11 protein-coding genes are annotated in these 10,999 nt (G+C 63.7%); all 11 read left to right on the top strand.

What is annotated here, in order from left to right; all coding sequences use genetic code 11:
• Positions 1-243 (top strand): hypothetical protein (locus tag G6N73_RS32305; RefSeq protein ID WP_206079214.1); only part of this gene is annotated, 243 nt, incomplete at its 5' end.
• Positions 236-1,996, top strand: coding sequence for a Na(+)/H(+) antiporter subunit D (locus G6N73_RS32310; RefSeq protein ID WP_165034006.1), 1,761 nt, complete (start codon positions 236-238; stop codon positions 1,994-1,996). The genes G6N73_RS32305 and G6N73_RS32310, both read left to right, overlap by 8 nt.
• A gap of 6 nt (positions 1,997-2,002) precedes the next feature.
• Complete coding sequence (locus G6N73_RS32315) at positions 2,003-3,478, top strand: NADH-quinone oxidoreductase subunit M (protein ID WP_165034007.1); 1,476 nt, start codon at positions 2,003-2,005, stop codon at positions 3,476-3,478.
• Positions 3,475-4,920: an NADH-quinone oxidoreductase subunit N gene (locus tag G6N73_RS32320; RefSeq protein WP_165034008.1), complete on the top strand. Its 1,446-nt coding sequence runs from the start codon at positions 3,475-3,477 to the stop codon at positions 4,918-4,920. The genes G6N73_RS32315 and G6N73_RS32320 overlap by 4 nt, the downstream gene beginning before the upstream one ends.
• A 150-nt stretch (positions 4,921-5,070) precedes the next feature.
• Positions 5,071-5,436 (top strand): NADH-quinone oxidoreductase subunit A, encoded by a 366-nt coding sequence (locus tag G6N73_RS32325; protein ID WP_165034009.1) that lies wholly within the window; start codon positions 5,071-5,073, stop codon positions 5,434-5,436.
• Complete coding sequence (locus G6N73_RS32330) at positions 5,424-5,927, top strand: NuoB/complex I 20 kDa subunit family protein (RefSeq protein WP_165034010.1); 504 nt, start codon at positions 5,424-5,426, stop codon at positions 5,925-5,927. Before G6N73_RS32325 ends, G6N73_RS32330 begins: the two co-directional genes overlap by 13 nt.
• Positions 5,924-6,460 carry an NADH-quinone oxidoreductase subunit C gene (locus G6N73_RS32335; protein ID WP_165034011.1) on the top strand — a complete coding sequence of 179 codons (537 nt, stop codon included), beginning with the start codon at positions 5,924-5,926 and terminating at the stop codon, positions 6,458-6,460. Before G6N73_RS32330 ends, G6N73_RS32335 begins: the two co-directional genes overlap by 4 nt.
• 29 nt (positions 6,461-6,489) lie before the next feature.
• Positions 6,490-7,704 (top strand): NADH dehydrogenase (quinone) subunit D, encoded by a 1,215-nt coding sequence (nuoD, locus tag G6N73_RS32340; protein ID WP_165034012.1) that lies wholly within the window; start codon positions 6,490-6,492, stop codon positions 7,702-7,704.
• Between the two features lie 16 nt (positions 7,705-7,720).
• Positions 7,721-8,233, top strand: a complete 513-nt coding sequence (locus G6N73_RS32345) for an NADH-quinone oxidoreductase subunit NuoE (RefSeq protein WP_165034013.1) — start codon at positions 7,721-7,723, stop codon at positions 8,231-8,233.
• A 5-nt stretch (positions 8,234-8,238) separates the two neighbouring features.
• Entirely contained in the window at positions 8,239-9,504 is a 1,266-nt protein-coding gene (gene nuoF / locus G6N73_RS32350) for an NADH-quinone oxidoreductase subunit NuoF (protein ID WP_165034014.1), read from the top strand.
• Positions 9,505-9,535: 31 nt separating this feature from the next.
• Positions 9,536-10,999 (top strand): 2Fe-2S iron-sulfur cluster-binding protein (locus G6N73_RS32355; RefSeq protein WP_165034015.1); only part of this gene is annotated, 1,464 nt, incomplete at its 3' end.

Here is a 10,999-nt window from a genome sequence, read left to right on the forward strand (position 1 = left end):
ATCGTCGATTTCTTTGGTGACGGGAGACATGCGAACCAGCGCCGCCGGCTGTTTTATCTGGCGCTCGTTCTGATCGTCATCGCCGACTTTCTGGTCTCCCGCCAACACGCCGAATACCTGTGGGACCGTCTGCCTGGCTGGTCCGCCGTCTACGGCTTCGGCTCCTGCGCGCTGCTGATTTTCGTTTCCAAGTTCCTCGGCCATCAGGGCGGCCTGATGCGGCGCGAGGACTATTATGACTGACTTCGTCCATCCCGCCCTCATCTTCATTTTCGGCGCCCTGCCGATCCCTTTCCTGAAAGGGTCAATCCGGAAGGCTTACCTGCTGCTGATCCCGGCGCTGGCGATCCTTGCCGTGCTCATGATGCAGCCTGGCAGCTACGGTGCGGCGCAGTTCATCGGGCAGGAACTCCTGATTGCGAAGGTCGACAAGCTGAGCATCGTCTTCGCCACCGTTTTCACCATCATGGCGCTGATCGGCATGGTCTACGCGCTGCACCTCACGCGCGCCGGAGAGCATGTGGCGGCGTTCGTCTACGTCGGTAGCGCGCTCGGCGTCGTGTTCGCCGGTGACTACATGACCCTGTTCCTGTTCTGGGAGGGCATGGCGTTTGCCTCTGCCTATCTCGTCTTCGCCCAAGGCGGCCGGCAAGCGATCGCCGCCGGGTTCCGGTATCTCATGGTCCATATCACCGGTGGCGTCGTCCTGCTGGGCGGCGTCATTCTTTACGGGCTCTCGACAGGCTCGCTGCTCTTTGGCCCGATCGCGGGCGGGATGGGCGTTGGCGCCTATCTGATCCTTGCCGGATTCATGCTCAACGCCGCGGTGCCGCCGCTCAACGCCTGGCTGACCGACGCCTATCCAGAAGCGACCGTCACGGGGGCGGTCTTCATGAGCGCCTTCACCACCAAGACTGCAGTCTATGTGCTGGCGCGGGCGTTTCCGGGGACCGAGCTTCTCGTCTGGCTCGGTACCGCGATGGCGCTCTACGGCGTTATCTACGCGGTGCTGGAGAACGACTGCCGGAGGCTCTTGGCCTATCACATCGTCAGCCAGGTGGGCTACATGGTGGCGGGCGTCGGCATCGGGACCGAGATGGCGGTGAACGGGGCCACAAGCCATGCCTTCGCGCATATCCTCTACAAGGCGCTTCTGTTCATGGGTGCCGGGGCGGTGATCTATGTGACCGGGCGGCGCAAGCTCACCGAGCTCGGAGGGCTCTACAAGACCATGCCGCTGACCGTAGCGCTCTACATGGTCGGCGCTTTCGCGATTTCGGCGTTTCCATTCTTCTCGGGCTTCGTCACCAAGTCGATGGTGGTGGCAGCCGCCGGGCAGGATCACCGAGCGCTGGTGGTGCTGGCGCTGACGATGGCGTCGTCGGGGACCTTCCTGCACACCGGGCTCAAGCTCCCGTACTACATGTTCTTCGGCACGGACCGGAAACTGGAAGCGCGGGAACCTCCCCGCAACATGCTGGTTGCGATGGGAATGGCGGCGGTGCTCTGCATCGCGATCGGGGTGTTCCCCCAGCCACTTTACGCGCTTCTGCCCCATCCGGTCGACTTCGAACCCTACACCGGCGTCCATATCACCGAGAGCCTCGGCATACTGATGTTCACCGCATTGGGCTTCGTGCTGTTCCTCAGGGCGCTTGACCCCGAGAACACGATCAGCATCGACACCGACTGGTTCTACCGCAAAGGCGCGCGGCATTTCATGTGGCTCGCCGAAAAACCGCTGGCGCGCTACGAGAAGGCGGTGAGCGACGTGTCCGAGACCGCGGTGCTGCCCATACTGCACGGGACGGCACGGGCCGGACTGCGGATCGATCTCAACGGTGTGGACGCCGTCGTGAACGGCATCGCCCGCTCGATCCTGCGCGGTGGCGGCGCGCTGCGGAAGCTGCAGACCGGCGTCGTGACCCATTACGCGCTGGCGATGATCGTCGGTGTGATCGCAGCCATTGCCGTCTTCGCCGTGGTGTGGCGGTAGGGCGCCATGGCGTTCCCGCTGCTTAGCCTCATCGTGTTCATGCCCGCCGCCGGGGCAGCGGTTCTGATGCTTCTCCGCAACGACGATCAGGTGCGATGGACGGCGCTGGGCGTCACCGTCCTCGACTTCGCTCTCTGCATCGTGATGCTGGCCGGCTTTGACACCACTACCCACGAGATGCAGTTCACCGAGACGCGCCCGTGGGTGCCCGCGCTCGGGATCACTTACGCGCTTGGCATCGACGGAATCAGCGCGCTCTTCGTGTTCCTGACCGCGCTATTGGGCTGGATCTGCGTGCTCGCCTCGTGGGTCGCGATCGACCGCAAGGTGAAGGAGTTCATGGTCAGCCTGCTGGTCATGCAGACGCTGATGCTCGGTGTCTTCTGCGCTCTCGATCTGTTCCTGTTTTACGTCTTCTGGGAGGCGATGCTGATCCCGATGTACGTGATCATCGGCGTCTGGGGCGGCGACGGCCGGGTCTATGCGGCGTTCAAGTTCTTCCTCTACACGCTGGCTGGCAGCCTGCTGTTCCTGATCGGAGTCATCGTGCTCTATTTCCACGGCGGCGAGACCTTTGACATCCTCGCCCTGACGGAGCAGGACTTGCCGTTCGGGGTCCAGTCCTGGCTGTTCTTCGCCTTCCTGATCGCCTTCGCAGTCAAGGTGCCGATGGTCCCGGTCCATACCTGGTTGCCGGACGCCCATGTGCAGGCACCGACGGCGGGCAGCATCGTTCTTGCCGCCGTGCTTCTGAAGATGGGCGCCTACGGGTTCCTGCGGTTCTCGCTGTCGATGCTGCCGGAGGCGTCGATGCATTATTCGACGCTGATGCTGGCCCTTTCGGCGCTTGCTATCGTCTATGGCGGGTTGCTTGCCTTGGCGCAGGATGACCTCAAGAAGCTGGTGGCCTATTCCAGCATCAGCCACATGGGCTTCGTGACGCTGGGTATTTTCACGTTGAACCTCCGCGGGCTCGAGGGCGGCATCCTGCAAATGTTCAACCATGGCGTGACGACGGGCGCGTTGTTCCTGTTCGTCGGCCTGATCTACGAGCGGACCCACACCCGCAGCATTGCAGATTATGGCGGGCTGATGAAGGCGGCGCCGGTCTATACCGCGTTTCTTGCGCTGTTCACCCTGTCGTCGATGGCGCTGCCGGGAACGAATTCGTTTGTGGGCGAGTTGCTGGTGCTGTCGGGCGCGTTTGCGGCCAATCTGGCTGCCGGCGCCGCCGCCGTTCTGGGGGCTCTGCTGGGCGCGGCCTACCTGCTTGGCATGTACAGGAAAGTCGCGCTCGGTCCAGCCAGCGTCGGCGCGCGATTCAAGATTCGCGACGTGAACGCCCGCGAACTGGCGGCGATCCTGCCGCTGGCAGTCTTCGTGCTCTGGGTCGGGCTCTATCCGAAACCTTTTCTCAACATCATCGGCCCCTCGGTGAGGCATCTGCTCACGCAGGTGCACTCTTACGGGGGCGGCCAATGACCGCTGCCGCGCTTTTCCAGTCAATCCTAGCGAGCCTGCCCGAGATCGTGGTGGTCGCTGGGGCCTGCATCTTGCTGATCCTGGGACAGCTTGTGCGAAAGGGGCAGGGACATTTCCTTGTCTCGGCTTCCGTTGCGATCGTGCTGATTGCCGCCCTGGGCACACTCATGCTGGCGGGCGAGGTGCGGCCGGCCTACACGGGCATGTTCATCGCCGACCGCTTCGCGGGCTTCTTCAAAGGCGTGTTCTACTTGGCCACCATCCTGACATTCCTCCTTTCGCGAAAATATACAGAGATCGAAAAGATCGGGAGCAGCGAATACTATGTCATGCTGCTCTTCGCGCTTTCGGGAATGATGATCATGGCCTCGGCGACCGATCTCCTGTCGATCTATGTCGGCCTCGAACTGATGGCGCTCTCCACCTACGTGCTGACCGGCTTCCTGCGGCGAGAGCGGCGGTCGAACGAAGCGTCGCTGAAATACGTAATCCTTGGCGGAGTCTCGACCGGGATTTTCCTTTACGGCGTTTCGCTGGTCTACGGGATCACCGGCACGACGCAATTGGACGGGATGGCTGCGGCGGTGACCGGCGATCCGCTTGATCCCGGATTGCTGCTGGCGGTGGTCTTCATCGTCGCGGGGCTGGTCTTCAAGGTCGGCGCGGTGCCGTTCCACATGTGGGTGCCGGACGTCTATGAAGGTGCGCCGACGACGATCACCGCCTTCATGTCGGTGGCCCCCAAGGCGGCCGGGTTCGCAGTGATCCTGCGGGTGTTCCTCAACCCGCTGGTCGCCGCCTCGGACGCTTGGATCATTGTCGCGGTCATTGCCGTGGCGACGATGGCCCTCGGCAGTTTCGTGGCGCTGGTGCAGGACAATTTCAAGCGTCTTCTGGCCTATTCCAGCATTGCCCATGCCGGGTTCGCGCTGTTCGGCGTGGTCGCCGGCGGCGCGGACGGGATTGCCAGCGTGATGCTCTACCTGCTGATCTACGCCTTCATGAATCTCGGAATCTTCGCCGCCGTCATCATGATGCGGAACGGCGATTTCTCAGGCGAGGTCATCGAGGATTACGCGGGTTTGGCTAAGTCGCATCCCGGGCTGGCGCTTCTAATGCTGCTTTATCTGTTCTCGCTGGCCGGCATTCCGCCGACGGCCGGGTTCTTCGCCAAGTTCTATGTGCTGGTCGCGCTAGTCGAGCGGGGTTTCGTCATGCTGGCGGTGATCGCAGTGCTGCTGAGCGCCGTCGCCGCCTACTTCTACATCCGCATCGTCATGGTGATCTACATGCGCGAGCCGGAGCCGGAGGGAGCCTTCGACCCGGCGCTGACGCCCTCGGTCCGCGCCACACTCGCCATCACCGCCGCCGGCACCATCGGCATCGGCCTATTTCCGGCTTGGTTTCTGAGACTTGCTCAACATTCCGTGTTTGGCGGCTGATCGGTTGGATTTGCAATGATCCGGCCAACGGAATACTCTGATGGTGCAAGAAAGGAATGCCCAAGTCGCTTCCCGGGGGTCCGCATCACCGGTCCGAAGGGTCGGTGGCGGCCTGAGCAACGCCCTCGGTGGTAACCGGGGCAGCGCGACATGACTGGAATGGAATTCCTGCCGGTTCTTTTCATGGTCGCCGGAATTGTTCTGGTGGCGATGGCGACGCTTTTTGTCTCCTCGCTACTGCGCCCATCAAATCCCTATCCGGCGAAGAACATGCCCTATGAATGCGGCATGGACCCGGCGGGCGAGGCAGCCGGGGGCCGCTTCAGGGTGCAGTTCTTCATCCTCGCAATCTTGCTGGTGGTGTTCGACGTCGAGGCTATGTTCCTGTTTCCGTGGGCGGTCGTGCTGAAGGAGATCGGGCTCGTCGGCTATATCGAGATGTTTGTCTTCATGCTGTTGCTTATCGTGGGCTTCGCCTACGCCTGGCTGAAGGGAGCGCTGGAATGGGAGGAGTAGGCGAAACGATTCGCGACAGCGTGCTGTTCACCACCGCCGACAGCGTGATCAGCTGGAGCCGGCGGTCGGCGCTCTGGCCCGAGACCTTCGGCATCGCCTGCTGCGCCATCGAGATGATCTCGGCGGGTTGTGCGCGCTACGATCTCGACCGGTTCGGCGTGGTGTTCCGGCCTTCGCCGCGCCAGTCCGACGTGATGATCATCGCCGGTACCGTGACGCGGAAGTTCGCGCCTGTCGTGCGCCGGCTCTACGACCAGATGCCGGAACCGCGCTGGGTCATCGCCATGGGCACCTGCGCGATCTCGGGCGGGGTCTACAACACCTACGCCGTGGTGCAGGGGGCGGAGACTTTCGTGCCGGTGGACGTGCATGTGCCCGGCTGCCCGCCGCGGCCCGAGGCGCTGATGCATGGCATCCTTCTGCTTCAGGAGAAGATCAAAAAATCCCGGGCGCTGGCCGGGACGCCTCTGGATCGGGTTGCAGCATCATGAGCGTGGAGATATCCCTCATCCGCACCCTGATCGCGGAACGCTTCGGGCGGGAAATCGAGGAGCTTGGCTTCGCGCATGGGGTTCACGCTTTCGCCTCACCGCCTGACTTGATCGTCGAACTTTGCCGGTTTCTGAAGGAACACCCGGCGCTGCGGTTCGATTTCCTGTCCGACATTTGCGGGGTCGATCATCACCCCGAGGCGCCCCGCTACGAGGCGGTGTACCACCTCTATTCGCTGCCGAACAAATGGCGCGTTCGCATCAAGTGCCGTCTCGGCGATCCGCCGCGGGTTCCGTCGGTGACGGGGGTCTGGCGCACCGCCAACTGGCATGAGCGTGAGGCCTGGGACATGTACGGGATCAGGTTCGAGGGCCATCCCGACTTGCGCCGGATCTACATGTGGGAAGAATTCGAGGGTTTCCCGCAGCGCAAGGACTTTCCGCTCCGCGGCTACAAGGACAAGCTGAACCCGTTTGGCGCCGAAGGCCGGCCGCCGACGCAACCCGACCTCGCAACCAAGAACATTCCATAAGGGAGGCCCTTCAACGCCGGGAACTTGAGATGACCGAAGTCACGGAACTGAGCAGGCCGGCAGGCGAAGCGCTCGACACAAAGGAGGTGCTGCTCAACCTCGGCCCGCAGCATCCCAGCACGCATGGGGTGCTGCGGCTGGTCCTTGAGCTGGAGGGCGAGTATGTCGCGCGCGTGGACCCGCACATCGGCTACCTCCACCGCGGCACCGAAAAGCTGGCCGAGAGCTTTACCTATACCCAGATTTTTCCGCTGACCGACCGGCTCGACTACCTCTGCCCGCCCTCGAACAATCTCGCATTCGCGCTGGCGGTGGAGAAGCTCCTGGGCATCGAAGCGCCGATCCGCGCGCAATATATCCGCGTGCTGATGGCCGAACTGGCGCGGATCTCCGGTCATCTCCTGATCACCGGCGCGCTGCCGATGGACCTGGGCGCCATGACCGCGTTGGTTTACGCCATGCGCGAGCGTGAAATGATCATGGACCTGTTGGAGATGATCAGCGGGGCGCGGATGCACACCTCCTTCTGCCGGGTCGGCGGTGTGCGCGAGGACCTGCCCGACGGGTTCTTCCCCAAGATCAGGGAGTTCTGCGACATCTTCCCGAATCGGATCCGCGACTATGAACGGCTGGTCGAGAACAACCGGGTGTTCCTGAAGCGCACGCAGGGGATCGGCGTGATCTCCGCCGAGGACGGCATCGATCTTGGCCTGAGCGGCCCGAACCTGCGGGCCTCGGGCGTCGACTGGGACATCCGCCGCGACGAGCCCTACGAGATCTACGACCGGCTGGACTTCAACGTCATCACCCGCGACGAGGGCGACTGCTTCGCCCGCTGGCGATGCCGCGTCGAGGAGATGCGCGAGAGCGTCCGGATCATCGAGCAATGCCTTGACCAGATGCCCGAGGGGCCGTTCCAGGTCGATATGCCGACCATCGCTTTCCCGGTGGACAAGGACAGGGTGCACTGCTCGATGGAGGCGCTGATCCAGCATTTCGACCTTTCGGCCTATGGCTTCAAGGTGCCGAAGGGCGAGGTCTATTCGGCGATCGAGGCGCCAAAGGGCGAGCTCGGGTTCTACATCATCAGCGACGGGTCGCAAAAACCGTTCCGGATGAAAGTGCGGGCACCGTCATTCGTCAACCTTCAGGGACTGTTCGGGGTCAGCAATGCCCGCTACCTGGCGGACATGATCGCCGTGCTGGGCAGCCTCGACCCTGTGATGGCCGAGGTGGACAAGTAGCAGGGGATTGGACGCGATGAACATGCGCGAACAGATCGAGGCGGCGGCGGCGCGGTATCCCGACCAGCGCTCGGCGATCATGCCCGCGCTTCTGATCGCGCAAAAGGAACATGGCCATCTGCCCGGCCCGGTGTTGGAAGAGGTCTCCGACATCCTCGGTGTCGAGCGGGTCTGGGTCTACGAATTGGCGACCTTCTACACCCTCTTCCATACCGAGCCGGTGGGTCTGTTCCACCTGCAACTCTGCGACAACCTCTCCTGCATGCTGCGCCGATCCGAGGACCTGCTGAGGCATCTGGAGACGGTGCTGGGGATCGAAAAGGGCGGCACGACCCCGGACGGGCTGTTCACGCTTTCGACCGTCGAATGCCTCGGTGCCTGCGAGATGGCCCCGGTGATGCAGGTCGGCGACGACTATCACGGCGACCTCGACATCGCGCGGATCGACGCGCTCTTGGACAGGCTGCGCGCGGCGGCGGGGCAAGCGACTGGCGCCGAACTCGCCGCCGCAGCACCGCCGGGAGAGTAGCCGCCATGTTCGAACCGGTCCTTCTCAAAAACATGGACGTGCCGGATGGCCATCTGCTTTCGAGCTATGAGGCCGGCGGCGGCTACCAGGCGCTGGCGAAGGCGCTGCACGAGCACACGCCCGACGAGATCATCGACCTCGTCAAGGAATCCAACCTGCGTGGCCGCGGCGGAGCCGGATTCCCGACGGGGTTGAAATGGAGCTTCGTGCCGAAGCGGGCCGGCAAGCCGAAATATCTCTGCTGCAACGCCGATGAAGGCGAGCCGGGCACATTCAAGGACCGGATCATCATGGAGCGTGATCCGCACCAGCTGATCGAGGGCATGGCGATCGGCGCCTATGCGATCGGGGCCGAAACGGCCTATGTCTACATCCGCGGGGAATACGTGCTGGCGATCCAGCGGCTGGAGCAGGCGATCGCCGAGGCCCATGAGAAGGGCTATCTGGGAACACGGATACTGGGCTCGGATTTCAATTTCGTCGTGCACATCCATTGCGGCGCCGGCGCCTATATCTGCGGCGAGGAGACCGCGATGCTCGACTCGCTCGAAGGCAAGCGGGCGCAGCCGCGCTTGAAGCCGCCGTTTCCCGCGGTCGAAGGGCTCTATGCCAGCCCGACCGTGATCAACAACGTCGAGACACTGGCCTGCGTGCCGCATATCGTGATGCGCGGCCCGGTCTGGTTCCGCGGCATCGGCCCGGACAAGAGCCCCGGCCCAAAGCTCTATTGTCTCAGCGGGCAGGTGAGGAAACCGGGCCTTTACGAATTGCCGATGGGCATACCGCTGCGCGAACTGGTCGAGGATCACGCCGGCGGGCCGCCACCTGGGCGCAAGATCAAGGCGGTGATCCCCGGCGGAGTCTCGGCGCCGTTGATCCCGGAGCATGGGCTGGATGTCGGGATGGACTTCGACTCGCTCGCAGCCGCCGGCTCGATGCTCGGCTCGGCAGGAGTGATCGTGGTCGACGACTCGACCTGCATGGTCAAGGTCGCCACCCGGATCATCGAGTTCTTCCATCACGAGTCCTGCGGGAAATGCACGCCCTGCCGAGAAGGGCTGAACTGGGTCGTGAAGGTGCTGCGCCGAGTCGAGGCGGGGCAGGGCGCGCCGGACGATTTGGAACAGCTGGAAGCGCTGTGCAAGGGGATTTTCGGCAACACGTTCTGCGCCCTGGGCGACGGCGCGGCTATGGGGCTGCGAGCGGCATTGGCGCATTTCGAAGATGAATTCGGCGCCCATATCGAGGAGCGGAGGTGCCCGTTTCACTGAGGGCGCGCCGGCGGAGAGCCGCGAGGAAACCATGCTTAGGATTGTGATCGATGAACAAACGCTGGAAGTGGAGGCAGGCTCTACGGTGCTGCAGGCCGCCGAGCGTTTGGGCATCGACATCCCGACCTTCTGCTATCTGAAGCGACTGCCGGCGCTGGCTTCATGCCGCATGTGCCTGGTGGAGATCGAAGGGCAGCGGCGTCTGCAACCCTCCTGCGCCACCGCGGTTGCCGACGGCATGGTGGTGCGAACGAACACGCCGCTGGTCGAGCAGACCCGTTCTTCCATGCTCGATATGCTGCTCGCCAACCATCCGCTGGACTGCCCGATCTGCGACAAGGGCGGCGAGTGCGAGCTTCAGGACCAGGTGATGGCCTATGGGCCGCGCCAGAGCCTGTTCCACGACGCAAAGCGCGTCTTCCACTCCAAGGACATTCGTCTCAGCCCCGTCATCATCATGAACGTCAACCGCTGCATCCAGTGCCAGCGCTGCGTCCGGATGTGCGAGGAAGTGGTCGGCGCGGTCGCCTTGGGCACCGTCGAGAAAGGCATGGATACGGCCGTTACCGGCTTCGAGGGCAGTCTCGCCAGTTGCGACCAGTGCGGCAACTGCGTCGAGGTCTGCCCGGTCGGCGCGCTGATGAGCTTCCCTTATCGCTACAAGGCACGGCCTTGGGATCTGGCCGAGACCGACACGGTCTGCCCGCATTGCGGCACTGGCTGCCAGTTGACCGTCGGCGCGCGCAAGGGCGAGTTCATGCGGGTCCGCTCGAAGCAGGAGCACGGGGTCAATCGCGAAACGCTCTGCGTGCGGGGCCGCTTCGGCCTCGACTTCGTCGAGAGCCGGAGCCGGATCAAGCGTCCGATGGTCCGTCGTGACGGCGCCCTGGTTCCGGTTTCCTGGGACGAAGCGGGGGACTACCTGCGCCGGCGCCTTTCGGCCGTTGAGAGCAAGGCTATGGGTGGGCTGGCCTCGCCGCGTATGCCCAACGAGATGCTTTATCAATTCCAGAAGCTGATGCGGACGGTATTCCGGACCAACAACATCGACTGCTCGTCGCGCTGGTCCACGCCGTTCGATACGCTCGGCCCGTTAGTGGCGGGCTTCTACAGCCGCGCGCCGTTGGAAGAGGTGATCGGCAACGAGTGCGTTCTGGTCGTCGGTGGCAATGTGACCGAGGAAAATCCGGTCACCGAGTATCTGTTGCGGGACGGCGCGCGGCGGCGGCAGACCAGGTTGCTCATGCTCTCGGCGCGGCCATCCCGTCTGGATGCCGATGCCCGGGCCGTCGTTCGCGTTCCGCCGGGCGGCGAGGCGGCGAGCCTTGCCGCGGTAGTGGCCGGGCTGGTGGCGACGGCTGGTCAGGCCCTGCCGGGTGACGTTTTTGCCGACACGGGCGCGACAAGCAGTGGGCCGGAAGCGACCGCAGAGAGTCACGGGCCGGATCGTCTGGTCGCCGCGCTGCTGGAAGGCCGCAGCGTCACCGTTCTTGTC

Source organism: Allomesorhizobium camelthorni, assembly GCF_011045125.1.
Taxonomy (GTDB): domain Bacteria; phylum Pseudomonadota; class Alphaproteobacteria; order Rhizobiales; family Rhizobiaceae; genus Allomesorhizobium; species Allomesorhizobium camelthorni.

Excerpts from the sequence above, each read along its gene's own strand:
- G6N73_RS32335 (WP_165034011.1), top strand. The coding sequence starts at position 5,924 with ATGAGCGTGGAGATATCCCTCATCCGCACCCTGATCGCGGAACGCTTC.
- G6N73_RS32310 (WP_165034006.1), top strand. The coding sequence starts at position 236 with ATGACTGACTTCGTCCATCCCGCCCTCATCTTCATTTTCGGCGCCCTG.
- G6N73_RS32330 (WP_165034010.1), top strand. The coding sequence starts at position 5,424 with ATGGGAGGAGTAGGCGAAACGATTCGCGACAGCGTGCTGTTCACCACC.
- nuoF (WP_165034014.1), top strand. The coding sequence starts at position 8,239 with ATGTTCGAACCGGTCCTTCTCAAAAACATGGACGTGCCGGATGGCCAT.
- G6N73_RS32320 (WP_165034008.1), top strand. The coding sequence starts at position 3,475 with ATGACCGCTGCCGCGCTTTTCCAGTCAATCCTAGCGAGCCTGCCCGAG.
- nuoD (WP_165034012.1), top strand. The coding sequence starts at position 6,490 with ATGACCGAAGTCACGGAACTGAGCAGGCCGGCAGGCGAAGCGCTCGAC.
- G6N73_RS32345 (WP_165034013.1), top strand. The coding sequence starts at position 7,721 with ATGAACATGCGCGAACAGATCGAGGCGGCGGCGGCGCGGTATCCCGAC.
- G6N73_RS32315 (WP_165034007.1), top strand. The coding sequence starts at position 2,003 with ATGGCGTTCCCGCTGCTTAGCCTCATCGTGTTCATGCCCGCCGCCGGG.
- G6N73_RS32325 (WP_165034009.1), top strand. The coding sequence starts at position 5,071 with ATGACTGGAATGGAATTCCTGCCGGTTCTTTTCATGGTCGCCGGAATT.